Source organism: Jiangella muralis, assembly GCF_001270745.1.
Classification (GTDB): domain Bacteria; phylum Actinomycetota; class Actinomycetes; order Jiangellales; family Jiangellaceae; genus Jiangella; species Jiangella muralis.
The window spans coordinates 302612-318276 of sequence record NZ_KQ434758.1 but is presented as its reverse complement, the minus strand read 5'-3'; the positions used below and the strand labels follow the sequence as shown (position 1 = coordinate 318276).

14 protein-coding genes are annotated in these 15665 nt (G+C 73.5%); 8 read left to right on the top strand and 6 right to left on the bottom strand.

Going from position 1 to position 15665, the window contains the following annotated elements:
• Positions 1–106 precede the first annotated feature (106 nt).
• Complete coding sequence (locus ACW62_RS16380) at positions 107–1807, bottom strand: glycoside hydrolase family 13 protein (protein WP_083459830.1); 1701 nt, start codon at positions 1805–1807, stop codon at positions 107–109.
• A gap of 39 nt (positions 1808–1846) precedes the next feature.
• On the opposite strand from ACW62_RS16380, the gene ACW62_RS16375 reads away from it, so the two are divergent.
• Positions 1847–2365 carry a mycothiol transferase gene (locus ACW62_RS16375; RefSeq protein ID WP_053205172.1) on the top strand — a complete coding sequence of 173 codons (519 nt, stop codon included), beginning with the start codon at positions 1847–1849 and terminating at the stop codon, positions 2363–2365.
• 10 nt (positions 2366–2375) lie between these two features.
• On the opposite strand, the gene ACW62_RS16370 is transcribed toward ACW62_RS16375, so the two are convergent.
• Positions 2376–2765 (bottom strand): globin, encoded by a 390-nt coding sequence (locus ACW62_RS16370; protein WP_053205171.1) that lies wholly within the window; start codon positions 2763–2765, stop codon positions 2376–2378.
• Between the two features lie 117 nt (positions 2766–2882).
• Here ACW62_RS16370 and ACW62_RS16365 point away from each other — a divergent pair, with 117 nt between their 5' ends.
• Positions 2883–3314, top strand: a complete 432-nt coding sequence (locus ACW62_RS16365) for an OsmC family protein (protein WP_053205170.1) — start codon at positions 2883–2885, stop codon at positions 3312–3314.
• A gap of 123 nt (positions 3315–3437) precedes the next feature.
• Here ACW62_RS16365 and ACW62_RS36220 read toward each other — a convergent pair whose 3' ends face one another.
• From ACW62_RS36220 to ACW62_RS16345, 4 genes are all read right to left on the bottom strand, one after another.
• Positions 3438–4415 carry a hypothetical protein gene (locus tag ACW62_RS36220; protein WP_053205169.1) on the bottom strand — a complete coding sequence of 326 codons (978 nt, stop codon included), beginning with the start codon at positions 4413–4415 and terminating at the stop codon, positions 3438–3440.
• 124 nt (positions 4416–4539) lie between these two features.
• Positions 4540–5547 (bottom strand): mechanosensitive ion channel family protein, encoded by a 1008-nt coding sequence (locus ACW62_RS16355; RefSeq protein WP_240477320.1) that lies wholly within the window; start codon positions 5545–5547, stop codon positions 4540–4542.
• Between the two features lie 5 nt (positions 5548–5552).
• Positions 5553–7670 carry a prolyl oligopeptidase family serine peptidase gene (locus tag ACW62_RS16350; RefSeq protein ID WP_053205167.1) on the bottom strand — a complete coding sequence of 706 codons (2118 nt, stop codon included), beginning with the start codon at positions 7668–7670 and terminating at the stop codon, positions 5553–5555.
• Positions 7671–7679: 9 nt separating this feature from the next.
• Complete coding sequence (locus ACW62_RS16345) at positions 7680–8288, bottom strand: GNAT family N-acetyltransferase (protein ID WP_205629391.1); 609 nt, start codon at positions 8286–8288, stop codon at positions 7680–7682.
• 147 nt (positions 8289–8435) lie between these two features.
• Here ACW62_RS16345 and ACW62_RS16340 point away from each other — a divergent pair, with 147 nt between their 5' ends.
• From ACW62_RS16340 to ACW62_RS16315, 6 genes are all read left to right on the top strand, one after another.
• Positions 8436–8780 carry an ArsR/SmtB family transcription factor gene (locus ACW62_RS16340; protein WP_053205165.1) on the top strand — a complete coding sequence of 115 codons (345 nt, stop codon included), beginning with the start codon at positions 8436–8438 and terminating at the stop codon, positions 8778–8780.
• Positions 8781–9263: an SRPBCC domain-containing protein gene (locus ACW62_RS16335; protein WP_053205164.1), complete on the top strand. Its 483-nt coding sequence runs from the start codon at positions 8781–8783 to the stop codon at positions 9261–9263. It begins immediately after the preceding gene.
• Positions 9264–9299: 36 nt separating this feature from the next.
• On the top strand, positions 9300–9884 hold the full coding sequence (locus ACW62_RS16330; RefSeq protein WP_053205163.1) for a dihydrofolate reductase family protein: 585 nt from the start codon (positions 9300–9302) through the stop codon (positions 9882–9884).
• A gap of 67 nt (positions 9885–9951) precedes the next feature.
• Positions 9952–10650 carry a hypothetical protein gene (locus ACW62_RS16325; protein WP_205629390.1) on the top strand — a complete coding sequence of 233 codons (699 nt, stop codon included), beginning with the start codon at positions 9952–9954 and terminating at the stop codon, positions 10648–10650.
• Complete coding sequence (locus tag ACW62_RS16320; protein ID WP_053205162.1) at positions 10647–12203, top strand: DNA polymerase Y family protein; 1557 nt, start codon at positions 10647–10649, stop codon at positions 12201–12203. Before ACW62_RS16325 ends, ACW62_RS16320 begins: the two co-directional genes overlap by 4 nt.
• Positions 12204–12216: 13 nt before the next feature.
• Positions 12217–15624: an error-prone DNA polymerase gene (locus ACW62_RS16315; protein ID WP_053205161.1), complete on the top strand. Its 3408-nt coding sequence runs from the start codon at positions 12217–12219 to the stop codon at positions 15622–15624.
• Positions 15625–15665: the final 41 nt, after the last annotated feature.

Here is a 15665-nt window from a genome sequence, read left to right as displayed (position 1 = left end):
CTCCACGACGACTTCCCACCCGTGACCAGCCAACAAGCAGCCGCTTGACATAGAAGCGTCAACAACGAGTGGCGGGCTCCTGTCGATCGCGGGCCGTGAGGGACGGTCAGACGGCGAGCCAGGCGGCGGTGTCGGCGGGCAGCAGGCCGTCGGAGTCGAGCGGGGCGCTGGCCAGGATCACCTCGCGGTGGGCGGGCAACTCCGCCGGCGCCGAACCGAGGTTCACCACGCAGACGAACGCCGCGCCGCGCTGGAAGGCGAGCACGTCGGCGCCGGAGGGGAGCCAGGTGAGCGGCTCGGCGGACGGGATGGCGCGGCGCGACCGCAGCGCCGACCGGTACAGCGACAGCACGGACGCGGGATCGCCGGACTCGGCCTCGACCGACCTCGCGCCCCAGCCGGACGGCTGCGGCAGCCACGAACCGCCCGAGCCGAACCCGTACGACGAGCCCGCGGCGGCCCACGGCAGCGGCACCCGGCAGCCGTCGCGGCCACGCTCGGTGCGGCCGGACCGCTCCCAGACCGGGTCCTGCAGCGACTCCTCGGGGAGGTCGAGCACCTCGGCCAGCCCTAGCTCCTGACCCTGGTAGACGTACGCCCCGCCGGGCAGCGCCAGCATGAGCAGCGCCGCCGCCCGGGCCCGCCGCGTCCCCAGCTCGACGTCGACCGGACCCGACACACGGCCCGCGTGGCCCGCGCCGGCCGCCGTCACCGCACGGCCGTAGCGCGTGACGACCCGCTCGACGTCGTGGTTCTCGAGCACCCAGGTGGCCGGCGCGCCGACCGAACCGAGCACCGTCACCGAGTCGTCGATGGACCGGCGCAGGTCGGCGGCCGTCCAGCCGGACTTGAGGTAGTCGAAGTTGAACGCGCTGTGCAGCTCGTCGTCGCGCAGGTACCGGGCCAGCCGCTCGGCCGGCTCGACCCACGCCTCGGCGACGTACAGCTTGGGCGGGTCGTAGGAGTCGGCGATCTCGCGCCAGCCGCGGTAGATGTCGTGGACGCCGTCGCGGTCGAAGAACGGGTGGTCGGCGATGCTCGGCCGGTCGAGCAGGCCGGAGGAGTCGTACGGGAGGTCGCGCCCGCTCATGTCCTTGACCATGCCGTGCGCGACGTCGATGCGGAACCCGTCGACGCCGAGGTCGAACCAGAACCGCAGGACGTCGAGGAACTCGGCTCTGACCTCGGCGTTCTCCCAGTCGAGGTCGGGCTGCGACACATCGAAGATATGGAAGTACCACTGGCCGGGCGTGCCGTCGGGCTCGGTGACCCGCTCCCACGCCGGTCCGCCGAAGACGCTGCGCCAGTTGTTCGGCGGCTCGCCGCCGTCGGGCCCGCGGCCGTCGCGGAAGATGTAGCGGGCCCGCTCGGGCGACCCCCGCCTGGCGGCGAGCGCCTCCTTGAACCAGCGGTGATCCCACGAGCTGTGGTTCGGGACGATGTCGAGCAGCACCTTCAGGCCGAACCCATGCGCCTCGTCGAGCAGCTCCTTCGCCTGTGCGAGGTCGCCGAAGCGCGGATCGATGTCGCGGAAGTCGGCGACGTCGTATCCGCCGTCGTTCAGCGGCGACGGGTACCACGGGTTGATCCACAGCGCGTCGATGCCGAGCTCGTGCAGGTACGGGAGCCGGTCGCGGAGGCCGGCGATGTCGCCCTCGCCATCGCCGTTGCCGTCGGCGAAGGAGCGGATGTACACCTGGTAGATGACGGCGTCTCTCCACCAGTCACGGGTTGCCTGAGTCACGGGACACCAGCTTAGAACAGCCGCCGCGTCCGGCAACACGACCGGCTGCGGATGTGGTGTCATGGCGGTTCAGCCGACGCCCGCGTTGAGGAGTGGTGCACCGTGCATGGTCCCGACCTGCTGATCGACGCGTTCGAACGGATCCGCGAACGGGTCCACGCGACGGTCGGCGGGCTGACGCCGAGCCAGCTCGCCTACCGCGCCGACCCGGACGCCAACTCGATCGCCTGGCTGGTCTGGCACCTGACCCGGGTCCAGGACGACCACGTCGCGCACCTCGCCGGCATCGACCAGGTGTGGACGTCCGGCCCGTGGGCGCACCGGTTCGACCTGCCGTTCCCGCCGTCGGCGACCGGCTACGGGCACAGCAGCGCGGACGTGGCGGCGGTCGTGGTGGCCGATCCGGCGCTGCTGACCGGCTACTTCGACGCGACGCACGAGATCACGGAGGGCTTCCTGCGCGAGCTCGACGACGAGACGCTGGACCGCGTCGCCGACGAGAACTGGGCCCCGCCGGTGACGATGGGCGTGCGGCTGGTCAGCGTGATCGGCGACAACTACCAGCACGTCGGGCAGGCGGCGTTCGTGCGCGGCATCGTGACGCGGCTCGGGACGGGCTGAGGGCTGAGAGTCAGTCCTCGAACGTGTTCACCATCGAGTGCGCCGCCCGCTCCAGGTAGTCCCACAGCGTGTCGCGATAGACGGGCGGCAGGCCGAGCTCGTCGACCGCCGTGCGCATGTGCAGCAGCCAGCGGTCCCGCGCCTCCGGGTTGACCTTGAACGGCGCGTGCCGCATGCGCAGCCGGGGATGGCCGCGCTGCTCGGAGTACGTGGTCGGGCCGCCCCAGTACTGCTCCAGGAACAGCAGCAGCCGCTCCTCGGCCGGCCCGAGGTCCTCCTCGGGGTACATCGGCTTCAGCAGCGGGTCGGTGGCGACGCCCTCGTAGAAGCGGTGCACGAGCTTCGCGAACGTCTCGTGCCCGCCGATGGCGTCGTAGAAGTTGTCCAGGCGCGTGGTCACGTCCCCATAGTCGTCGCCGGGCGGGCGGAGATGCAAAGTGCCCCTGGCCACACATCGGCGAAGCCGACAGGGAAGGATGGGCGACGGTCGCTCACACGTCGCAGGAGAGGAACGTTCATGGCTACGACCCGCACCGCCACCACGCGCTGGGAAGGTTCGCTGTTCGAGGGGGCCGGTCGCGTCACGCTCGACTCGTCTGGGCTGGGCACGTACGACGTCACCTGGGCCGCGCGTACCGAGACGCCGGACGGCAAGACGTCGCCGGAGGAGCTCATCGCGGCGGCGCACTCGTCCTGCTTCTCGATGGCGTTCTCGAACGGCCTGGCGAAGGCGGGCACGCCGCCCACGTCGCTGGAGACCTCGGCGGACGTCACGTTCCAGCCGGGCGAGGGCATCACCGGCATCAAGATCACGGTGCGCGGCGTCGTCCCGGGCATGTCCAGCGACGACTTCGTGGCCGCGGCCGAGGACGCCAAGGTGAACTGCCCGGTGAGCAAGGCGCTGGCCGCCACGACCATCACGCTCGACGCGGCTCTGGCCGACGCCTGAGACGCACGCCCGGAGGGGTGCACCACGATCGAGCCGACCGTGGTGCACCTCCGCGGCTGCACCCTCGGATCAGAGTCCGGGTGCCTGGCAACGCGTGAGGTGCCCGCTGACGCGTTCAGGCCGTCAGTACGGCCCGGGGGTCTGACGAGACAGGGCGAACGCCCGGTTCGTGACCGGTAGCAGTGCGACGACGACGGAACCGATCCACAGCACCATCGCGACGATCGGCAGCGCGATGTAGCGCCCCCCGCCGTTGCTGGCCAGATCGATGATCCCGACGAAGTACGCGATGATCACCAGCCCGCCGAGGCCCACGAGGATCCAGCGGGCGAACGCGAGCTTGAACAACAGGACGACGGCGACCGTCAGGGTCGTGCAGGCGACGGTCATCGAGGCCGACACCGCGAAGTCGATGTTCCCCGTGATGTCCCCGGAGAACGCCACTCCGACCAGTGCCGCGGTCATGCCCGGCCCCGGCGAGCCGAACCAGTTGGTCAGCGCGATGATCAGCGTGAACAGCCCGCAGGCCAGGAACAGCGCCGCTGTCAGGTAGATCGGCATCGGCGTCGCCGGCCGGTGTTGCGCGGGCGGGTAGGGCGCGTAGCCGTACGGCTGCTGCCCTGGCGGGGCGTAGTAGCCCGGCTGCGGCGGGTAGCCCTGCTGGGGCTGCGGCGGGTAGCCGGGCTGTGGCGCGTACCCGGGCGGGGGCGCGTACCCCGGCTGTGGCGCGTAGCCGGCCTGCCCCGGCGGGGGATACGGCTGGCCCGGCGGGTAGCCAGGTGGGGGCGCGTAGCCCTGGGGCGGGTAGCCCGGCGGCGGGTACGGGGCCGGCTGGCCGGGCGCGACCTGGCCCGGCGCGTGCTGCGGGTGATACCCCGGCGGCGGCGCTTCGGGTGACGGCGCCGTGGCGGCCGGGGTCTCGGTGGCCGGGGCCGCGTCGGGGACGACGTCGAACGGGCCGGTGACGGCCTCGCTCGGCTGGGCGGCGGGGTCCGGCGCCGCCTGCGACGGAGGCGGGGTGGACGGTGGACTGGGGTGGTGCTCCGGGGGTGGTCCGTCGGGATGGCCCGATCCCCGCGGAGTCTCGTCGGGTTCTGTCACGGCCGAACCGTAGTCGACCCGCGGACGTCCTCGCAGGCTGACGCGCGGCCGTGCGGCTACGTCAGGGCTCCTGCGGCGGAGTGTCCGGCGGAGCGACTGGCGGATTGGACCCGGCGGACACCCCCTAGGCGGGCGGCGGGTTGCTCGGATCGCCGGCGCCGCCGGGCCCGGTCGACGGGGTCTCGGTGGCGACCGGCAGCGTGAGCCGTTCCGCGTCGAACCGGCGCTTGATGCGTTCGCGCAGCTCCCGTGCGACCCGCCACTGCTCCAGCGGCTTGGTCTTGATGACGACGCGGATCAGCACGCCGTCGGCGGTGAGGTCCTCGACGCCCCAGACCTCCGGGGGTTCGAGGATCAGCCCGTCCCACCGGTCGTCGGCGGCGAGGTCGGTGACGACCTGTTCGAGCAGCCGCTTGGCCCGGGCGACGTCGGCGTCGAGCGGGATGTGGACGTCGAGCAGGGCCCGCGACCAGCCGTAGGACGAGTTGCCGACGCGCACGACCTCGCCGTTGCGGACGTACCAGACGGTGCCGTCGACGGAGCGCAGCCGGGTGATGCGCAGGCTGACGGCCTCGACGGTGCCGACGGCGTGGCCCATGTCGATGACGTCGCCGACGCCGTACTGGTCCTCGAGCAGCATGGCCGCGCCGGCGAGGAAGTCCTTGACGAGGTTCTGCGCGCCGAAGCCGAGCGCCACGCCCAGCACGCCGGCCGAGGCGAGCACGGGCCCGACGGCGTAGCCGAGCATCTCCAGCGCCGTGACCACGGCGATGGCGCTGATCAGCACCGTCGTGATGCTCCGCAGCACCGAGCCCATGGTCTCGGCCCGCAGCGCCCGCCGCTCGGAGTACGCGCCGGCGCCGCCGAACACGATGCGGGCGGCCCGGGCGGACCCGAGGACGGCCTTCGGCGGCTCCTTCTCGACCGTGCGGCGGACCATGCGGTTGATGAACTTGTGCAGCAGGTACCGCGCGGCGATGGCGATGACGACCAGCCCGGCCAGCCGCAGCGGGACGTCGAGCAGGACATCGCGCCACCACTCGGCGGAGTACTGCTCGGCCTCGGTGACGTCGGGCGCGGAGACGATGCCGGCCGTGCCGAGGACACCGCCTGCCGCCAGCAGGCCGACCATCGGGATCACCGCGCCTCCAGCTCCAGGCCCAGCTGCGCGGCGAGGAAGCCGAGCTGGTCGGCGCTGAGGTCGACGGTGCGCGAGACGGCCCGGGCGCCGTGCCCGACGTCGGCCTCGGCGCGCAGCAGGACGGGCCGCGTGGCGGGGTCGCCGGACGTGGCGGCCTGCAGGGCGGCGGCCATCTTGCGCGCGTGCATGGTGTCGACGCGGCTGTCGCCGTCGAACACGGTGAACAGGACGGACGGGTACTCGACGCCGTCGCGGACGTGGTGGTACGGCGAGTAGCCGAGCAGCCAGCCCAGCTCGACGGGGTCGGCGGCGGTGCCGTACTCGTCGTTCCAGGTCTCGCCCAGCCCGAACTTCTCGTACCGGACCATGTCGAGCAGCGGCGCGGAGCAGACGACGGCGCGGTACAGCTCGGGCCGCTGGGTCAGCGCGGCCCCGACCAGCAGGCCGCCGTTGGACCCGCCGAAGATCGCCAGCTGGTCAGGCGTCGTCCAGCCCTGGTCGATCAGGTACGACGCGGCCGCCGCGAAGTCGTCGAACACGTTCTGCTTGTGCTCGCGCATGCCGGTGCGGTGCCACTGCTCGCCCTCCTCGGAGCCGCCGCGCAGGTTCGCGACGGCCCACACGCCGCCGGCCTCGACCCAGGCCAGGATGCTGGCCGAGTAGGCCGGGGTGAGCGCGATGTTGAAGCCGCCGTAGCCGTAGAGGACGGCCGGCCGCGGGCCGTCAGCCGACTCCGCCGGCGACACGATGACCATGCGCACCTCGGTGCCGTCCTTCGACCGGTACGTCACCTGCTCGGACGTCACGGCGGGGACGTCGACCAGCCCGGGCGCGTCGGCCCACGTCGACACCGTCCGCGTGCGCGCGTCGTAGTGCAGGACGCGCACGGGCACGGTGTGGTCGGTGTAGGCGAACCACGCCTCGTGCCCGCCCTCGGGCCGCTCGGACAGCCCGCCGGCGCTGCCGATGCCGGGCAGCTCCAGCGTGTGCAACGCGTCGCCGGTGGCCAACGCGTGCGCCGTGACCTCGGAGACCGCGTGCCGGGTGCGCGCCGCCAGCAGCACCGGGGCGTCCAGCTCGGCGCCGTCGAGGAGGGCGAAGTCCTCGAGCACCGCCTCGGGGTCCTCGGGCAGCAGGTCGCGCCAGTGCTCCGGCTCGGGCGTCGTGGGGTCGGTGACGGCGAGCCGGCCGCGCGGCGCGTCGAGGTCGGTCCACACGTACAGCCGGCCGTCGCGGCCCACGTGCAGGCCGGTCTTGGCGTCCTGGCCGACGACGACGGGGCGCAGCTCGGGCCGCGCGGGGTCGGCGTCGTGGAGGTCGGCCAGCCAGACGTCGTTGCGCGGCGCGGTGCCCTGCGCGGCGGTGACCGTCAGCCAGCGGCCGTCGCGGCTGACCGAGACGCCGTAGTAGTTGGTCTTCTCCATGCCGGCGCCGAAGATCTCGACGTCGCCGGCGGGGTCGGTGCCGAGGCGGTGCAGGTAGACACGGCGGTGGAACTGGTCCTCGCCGGCCGGGACGGAGCCCTTCGGCAGCCGGCGCACGTAGTAGAACGCCTCGCCGCCGGGCAGCCAGGCGACGGGGGAGTAGCGGGCGCGGTCGATGGGGCCGTCGACCACCTCGCCCGTCGCGACGTCGAGGACGCGCAGCACCGACTCCTCGGTGCCGCCCTCGGAGACCTGGTACGCCAGCAGCGCGCCCTCCTTGGACGGCTGCCAGGCGTCGAGCGTGGTGGCGCCGGACGGGTCCAGCGCGACCGGGTCGACCAGCGCCCGCTCGGCGCCGCCGGGGTCGACGGTGAGCAGGACGGCGTGCTCCTGATCGGGGGTGCGACGGGTGTGGAACACGCGGTCGCCGCGCCACGCCGGGGTGCCGACGGAACCGGCCCGCAGCAGCTGCGCCAGCCGGGCGGCGAATGCCGGGCGGGCCGGCCAGCCGGCGCGGTGCTCGTCGAACAGCGCGCGCTGCGCCTTGGACCACGTCTGCGTGACGGGGTCGTCCTCGGGCTCGAGCGCGCGGTACGGGTCGGGCACCGTGATGCCGTGCAGCACGTCGGCGTCGTCGCCGCGCGGGGCGGGGGGATACGGCTGCGGGGGTGTCGATGCGTCCAAGGCCACCCTCCGACCTTACTGACCCCCTCGGACCGGCTCGCGCCACATGGCCGTCAGGGTGGGGCCGCCGGGCAGGACGATCTCTCCGGCCGGACGGAACCCGTACCGCTCGTAGATCGCGACGTTCCCCGGCGCCGACGACTCCAGATACGCCGGCAGCCCCTGCGCGTCGGCCCGCGCCAGCCCGTCGCGCAGCAGCGCGCCGCCCACACCCCGTCCGGGCCGCGTCACCCCGAGCGTCTGCAGGTACCAGTGCGGCGGCGACGCCGGATGCGCGTCCTCGATGACCCGGAACGACCGCATCGCCGCAGGCAGCCCCGTCCCGAACGCCCGCAGCAGGTACCGGCTGTACCGCAGCGTCTGCCAGAACCCCGGCGGCCGGGCGCCTGGCAGTCCCCACAGCGCCGCCCCGGCGATCTCGCCGTCGACCACCGCCACCCACGACCCGCGCGGGCTGAGCAGCGTCTCGAACGCGAACAGTGCGGTCAGTCGCTTGCGGTACCGCGTCGACGGCATGACGAACCGCATCATCGGGTCGGCGTCGAACGCCTCGGCCAGCACGCGCGCGACCGTGCCGACGTCGGAGCGCAGCGCCTGCCGGACGACGGGTTTCGAAGGCTGCACCACTTGATCATGCGTCATGACGGGGCTCGCTGAAAGGCGTGGCCGGAGACGTGGTGGGTTGGGTGGGTTCGTGGCGCTGCTCCGCCTTGACAACGTCGCCCGGGTGCTGTTTCGTTTAACATATCGGTTAAGCGAGAGGGGGCACGGATGGCCGGCACCGACCAGCTCAGCGCGGTGTTCGCAGCACTCGCGGACCCGACCCGGCGGACGATCCTGGCCCAGCTGGCCGAGCGCGACGCCACGGTCACCGAGCTCACCGAGCCGTTGCCCATCTCGATGCCGGCGGTGTCGCGGCACCTGAAGGTGCTCGAGCGCGCGGCGCTGATCTCGCGGACGCGGACGGGCAAGTGGCGCGGTAGCCGCCTCGAGGCCGCGCCGCTGCGCGAGGCGGCCGACTGGATCGAGCGCTACCGGCGGTTCTGGGACTCCTCGCTGACCCGCCTCGACGCCCATCTCGCCGCGGTGCAGGCCGCCGCGGAGAAGGAGCTCTGAATGCACACCGAAGCCCCGCAGCTCACCGTCACGCGCGTGTTCGACGCGCCGCGCGAGCTCGTCTACCAGGCCTTCACCGATCCGGAGCACCTGGCACAGTGGTGGGGCCCGACCGGCCACTCGCTGCCGCGCGACGAGATCGAGTGCGACGTGCGCCCCGGCGGCCACCAGCGGTGGACCGAGGTCTCCGCCGACGATCCCGGCATCCACATCCACATCCACATCGACCTCACCGACGTCGCCGACGGCACGCTGCTCGCGGGCGTCATGCAGGTCGGTGGCCGGCTGCAGGAGGGCGTCGAGCCGTTCCGGACGCGGTTCCGGTTCGAGTTCCACGACGAGGCCGGCGGGCGCACCCGGCTGGAGATCCGGCAGTGGCTTGCCGAGCACCTCGCCGCCCCCAGCGAGGGCGGCTGGGGCGAGGCGTTCGCCAAGCTGGACGCCGCGCTGGCCCGCGCCCAGGCCGATCTCGAGGTGTCCTGACATGGGCGAGTACCGATTTCACGAGAGGCTGACGCTATGCGGAAACTGACCTTCGCCATGAATGTGACCCTGGACGGCTACATCGCCGCGCCAGGCGACGACCTCGGCTGGAGTGGGGGTGATGGGCCGGACTCGTCGTCGAGCGACGAGCTGTTCCAGTTGTGGTCCGACCGGGTGGCGGCGACGGGCCTGTCGCTGTACGGGCGCAAGCTGTGGGAGGTGATGAGCTCCGCCTGGCCGACCGCCGACCAGCGGCCCGGCGCCAGCCGGGCGGAGATCGAGTTCGCCGGGCGCTGGCGGGACCTGCCGAAGGTGGTGTTCTCCTCGACGATCAGCACGGTCGACTGGAATGCCCGCCTGGTCACCGGCGACGCGGTCACCGAGATCACCCGGCTCAAGGCCGAGGACGGCGGCCCGATGGACATCGGCGGCGCCACGCTCGCCGCGGCGGCCATGCGGGCCGGGCTGATCGACGAGTATGTGCTGGTCACCTATCCGGTCCTGGTGGGCGGCGGCACGCCGTTCTTCACGGCCCTGGACAACTGGGTGAACCTGAGCATGGTGGAGACCCGGACGTTTCCCGGCGGTGTGCTGCTGACCAGGTACGAGACCAGGCGCTGAGGGCCCGGCGCCCAAGGCTGACGCACTCCACTTGACACCTGTCGAACATGTGTTCGACGATGGGCGGGTGACGGTTCGCGGGCACGACCAGGCCGAAGCGGCGCTGGCCAGAGCGGGTTTCGCCGTCCAGCCGGTGGAGCTGGTCGCGGTGCTGCCGGCGCTGCGCACGCTGCTCGGCGGGCTGCGCCGGGGGCACGTGGTCGCGGTCGACCTGGGGGTGCTGCCGCTGGCGTTGCTGGCCGGGGCCTCGGCGGCCGGGGCGTGGACGGCGGTGGTGGGGTTGTCCGAGTTCGGCGTGCTGGCGGCGTCCGATCTCGGCGCCGACCTCGGCCGGGTGGTCGTCGTCGAGGAGCCGGGGGCGCAGTGGGCCGAGGTGGTGGCGGTGCTGCTCACGTCGGTCGAGGTGGTGCTGGTGCGCCCGCCGGTCCAGGTCGGCGGGCAGCTGTCCCGGCGGCTCGTCGCGCTGGCCCGGCGGCACGGGACGGCGCTGGTGTGCGTCGGCGACTGGGAGGGCGCGCAGACCCGGCTGCGGGTGGCGTCGTCGCTGTGGGTCGGCCCCGATCACGGCCGCGGCCACCTGCGCGGCCGGCGGGTGAAGGTCGAGGCGTACGGACGGGGCGCCGGCGCGCGGCCGCGGTCGGCGTGGCTGTGGCTGCCCGGACCCGACGGCACGGTGTCCGGCGCCGACCTCGAAGCGCTGGAGACCGCCGATCCGGCGAATCCGGCCGGACCGGCGAGCCCGGCCGGCCTGGAGGTGGCCGGATGAGCCGCCGACGGGTGCTGGTCGTGTGGTGCCCGGACTGGCCGGTGACCGCCGCCATGGCCGAGGGCGATGCCGGGCAGGGCGACGCCGGCCAGGGCGACGCGCCGGTCGTGGTGCTGGCCGCGAACGCCGTCGTCGCCTGCAACGAGGCGGCCCGGGCCGAGGGCGTCCGCCGCGGGATGCGCCGCCGCGACGCCCAGTCGCGCTGCCCCGAACTGATCCTCATCGACCACAACCCCGACCGCGACGCCCGGGCCTTCGAGCCGGTGCTGGTGGCGGTCGAGCAGCTGCGGCCGGGCGTCGCGCCGTTGCGGCCGGGGTTGCTGGCGGTGCACGCGCCGGGCCGGTTCTACGGCGGCGAGGAGTCCGCCGGCGCGCTCATCGCCGAACGGCTGGTCCGGGCCGGCGTGTGGGACTGCCGCATCGGCGTCGCCGACGACCTGTTCACCGCCGAGCGGGCGGCACGGCGGGCCGGCCCGCAGGAGACGGTGGTGGTCGAGGCGGGCGGGTCGGCGGCGTTCCTGCGCGACCTCCCGGTCGGGGCCATCGACGACGACGAGGTCGCGGGCCTGCTGAGACGGCTGGGGCTGCCGACGCTCGGCGACTTCGCCCGGCTCGGCCACGACGACGTCCAGGCGCGGTTCGGCGGCTACGGCGCCAAGGTGCACCGGCTGGCCCGCGGCGAGGACGCGTCCCGGCTCGGCGCCCGCACGCCGCCGCCCGACCTCGAGTGCCAGGTCCGGTTCGAGCCGCCGCTCGACACCGTCGAGGCCGTCAGCTTCAGCGTCCGCCAGACCGCCGACCGCTTCGTCGCCCAGCTGGCCACCCGCGGGCTGGTCTGCACCGAGGTGCTGGTCGAGGCCGAGTGCGACCACGAGGTCGCGTCGTCGCGGGTGTGGGCGCACTCGCGCTGGTTCAGCGCGGCCGACCTCGTCGACCGCGTCCACTGGCAGCTGCGGGGTCAGCTGCGCCACACCTCGGGCGTCACCCGGCCGGTCGAGCTGGTCCGGTTCGTCCCCGACACCGTCGAACCGGCCGGCGCGCACGCCGCCGCGCTGTGGGGCGGCGGCACCGACGAACGGGTCGAGCGGGCGGTCGCCCGGGTCCAGGGCATGCTCGGCCCGCACGCCGTCACCGTCCCGGCGGTGCAGGGCGGCCGTGCGCCGGCCGACCGGCAGGCGCTGGTCCCGTGGGGCGAGCGGCCGGTCGGGCTGCGCTCGGCCGAGCTGCCGTGGCCGGGCAGCCTCCCGCCGCCGGCGCCGGTCCGGGTCTTCGCCGAGCCGCGCCCGGCGATCGTCGTCGACGACCGCGGGCAGTTGGTGTGGGTCAGCGAGCGCGGCGTGGTCAGCGCGCCACCGGCCCGGTTCCGCGACCCCTCCGACACCGCCGGCTGGCACCCCATCGGCGCGTGGGCCGGGCCGTGGCCGGTCGACGAGTTGTGGTGGGAACACCCGGCCGGCTGGGCGGCCCGGTTCCAGATCGTCGGGGTCGACGGCCGGGCCTGGCTGATGACCTGCGCCGACGACGGCTGGTACATCGAGGCCGGCTATGACTGACGGAGCGTGAGCCGTGGGCTGGAAGAACCCGCCGATGAGCTGGAGCGAGCTGGAGCACCGGCTCTCCGGCCGGCCGACGGTGCCGCCCGAGGACGGCCCGGGGTCGCGCAAGCGCAAGCCGTACCGGCGCAAGGCCGAGGTGGTCCGGCCGGACGAGCCGGTCGTGCCGTACGCGGAGCTGCACGCGCACAGCAACTTCAGCTTCCTCGACGGCGCCAGCGGGCCGGACCGCCTGGTCGAGGCCGCCATCGAGCTGGGGCTGCACGGGCTGGCGCTGACCGACCACGACGGCTTCTACGGCGCGCCGCTGTTCGCCGAGATCGCGCAGAAGTACGCCGACGCGAACCTGCGCACCGTCTACGGCGCGGAGCTGTCGCTGGGCCTCGACGCGCCGCAGAACGGCGTCCCCGACCCACGCGGGCAGCACCTGCTCGTGCTGGCCCGCGGCGTCGAGGGCTACCACCGGCTGGCCGGCGCCATCACCGAGGCGCACCTGGACGACGACGCGGAGAAGGGCAAGCCGAAGTACGACCTCGACGACCTCGCCGACGCCGGTCGCGGGCACTGGCTGGTGCTCACCGGCTGCCGCAAGGGCGCCGTCCGGTCCGCCCTGGCCGGAGGTGGGCCGGCGGCGGCCGCCGTCGAGCTGGACCGGCTGACCGGACGGTTCGGGCGCGAGCACGTCGTCGTCGAGCTGTTCGACCACGGCCACCCCAGCGACGACGACGTCAACCGGCTGCTGGCCGGGCTGGCCGCCGACCGCGGGTTGCCCGTCGTCGCCACCAACAACGTCCACTACGCCGACCCCGGCGACCACCGGCTGGCCGCGGCCATGGCGGCGATCCGGGCCCGGCGCAGCCTCACCGAGATGAACGGCTGGCTGCCGGCGTGGGGCGCGGCGTCGCTGCGCACCGGACGCGAGATGGCCGCGACGTTCGCCGCGTACCCGAGTGCCGTCGCCCGCTCCGTCGAGCTGGCCGGCGAGCTCGCGTTCGACCTGCGCAAGGCCAGCCCGCGGCTGCCGAAGCGGCACATCCCCGAGGGGCACACGGCGATGAGCTGGCTGCGGGTCCTCGTCGACCTCGGCTTCCAGCGTTACTACCGGGGTAAGAAGCACGAGCGGACGGCCCGGGAACGGATCGACTACGAGTTGGCGATCATCGGCAAGAAGGACTTCGCCGGCTACTTCGTCATCGTCCACGACCTCGTCGCCTTCGCCCGCGACGAAGGCATCCTCTGCCAGGGACGGGGCTCGGCGGCCAGCTCGGCGGTCTGCTACGCGCTCGGCGTCACCGCGATCGACCCGGTCTTCCACGACCTGCCGTTCGAGCGGTTCATCTCCGTCAACCGCGACGAAGAGCCCGACATCGACGTCGACTTCGACTCCGACCGGCGCGAAGAGGTCATCCAGTGGGTGTACCGGCAGTACGGCCGGCGCAACGCCGCTCAGGTCGCCAACGTCATCAGCTACCGCCCCAAGATGGCCGTCCGCGACGCCGCCAAGGCGCTGGGCTACTCGCCGGGACAGCAGGACGCGTGGTCGAAGCAGACCGACAGCTGGTCCGCGGTGGCCGGCCAGGACGTCGCCGACCACGAGATCCCCGGCCCCGTCGTCGACCTCGCCAACCAGCTCATGCGGGCGCCGCGGCACCTGGGCATCCACTCCGGCGGGATGATCCTGACCGAGCGGCCGATCGGCCAGGTGTGCCCGATCGAACCGGCCCGCATGAAGGACCGCACCGTCCTGCAGTGGGACAAGGACGCCTGCGAGTCGATGGGCCTGGTCAAGTTCGACCTGCTCGGGCTCGGTATGCTGAGCGCGTTGAACCACGCGTTCACCCTGGTGGCCGGGCATCTCGGCGAGGCATGGGAGCTGCAGAGCGTCCCCCAGGAGGAGCCGGCGGTCTACGACCTGCTCTGCCGGGGCGACTCCATCGGCGTGTTCCAGGTCGAGAGCCGGGCCCAGATCGGGACGCTGCCGAGGCTGCGGCCGCGGGAGTTCTACGACCTCGCCATCGAGATCGCGTTGATCCGTCCCGGCCCGATCCAGGGCGGCGCCGTCCACCCGTACATCCGCCGCGCCACCGGCAAGGAGGAGGCCACCTATGTGCACGACGACCTGAAGCCGGTGCTGGAGCGGACCCTCGGCGTCCCGCTGTTCCAGGAACAGCTCATGCAGATGGCCATCGCCGTCGGCGACTGCACCCCCGACGACGCCGACCTGCTGCGCCGCGCCATGGGCTCCAAGCGCGGCATCGAGCGCATCGAGAGCATCAAGGAGAAGCTGTACAAGGGCATGGCCAAGCGCGACATCACCGGCACCGACGCCGACCAGCTCTACGCGAAGATCCTCTCGTTCGCGAACTTCGGCTTCGCCGAGAGCCACGCGCTGTCCTTCGCCAAGCTCGTCTACGTCAGCTCGTGGTTCAAACTGCACTATCCGGCGGCGTTCCTGGCCGCGCTGCTGCGGGCCCAGCCGATGGGCTTCTACTCGGCGCAGTCGCTGGTGCACGACGCCCGGCGGCACGGCGTGCGGGTCCTGCGGCCCGACATCACGCGCTCCGGCGCCACGGCGGGCCTCGAACCCGACGGCGACCCCCGGCCCACCGGCCGGGCCGAGTGCCTGGCCCCGGAGCACGGCCGCACCGACTGGGTCCCGGGCACGCCCGACCCGACGCCGCAGCACCGCCGCGACACCGGCTTCGCGGTCCGGCTCGGCCTCGACTCCGTCCGGGGCATCAGCAAGGACGTCGCCGAGGCGATCGTCGCGGCCCGGGCGGAGCGGCCGTTCCGCGACCCCACCGACCTCTCCCGCCGGGCCGCCCTCGACGCCCGGCAGCTGGAGGCGCTGGCCACCGCGGGCGCGTTCGACGGCTTCGATCTCAGCCGCCGCGAGGCGCTGTGGAACGCCGGCTACGTCGAGACCGCCGGCCAGCTGGAGGCCGTCACCGCCACCCCGGCCCCGCCGCCGCTGCCGGGGATGAGCGACGTCGAGCTGACCCTGGCCGACCTGTGGGCCACCTCGATCTCGCCGGACGGTCATCCGATCGCGCACCTGCGGCCGCTGCTGCGCAGCGAGGGCATCCTCGCCGTCGACGACCTCGCGACCGCCGAGCCGAACCGCCGGGTCACCGTCGCCGGCGTGGTGACGCACCGGCAGCGGCCCGGCACCGCGGGCGGCATCACGTTCCTCAACATCGAGGACGAGACCGGCATGCTCAACGTCGTCTGCGGCGGCGGGCTGTGGCAGCGGCACCGGCGGGTGGCCCGCAACGCCGCCTGCATGATCGTCCGCGGCATGCTGGAGCGCAAGGACGGCGTCGTCAACCTGGTCGCCGACCGGCTGGTGTCGCTGGCCGAGCTGCACCCCGAGGCCGCCCGCGCCCTGCACTCCCGGCACCGCTCGCGCGACTTCCAGTGAGGGCGGTGCGTCAAGCGCGGGCGAGGGTGTGCCGCCGTCGC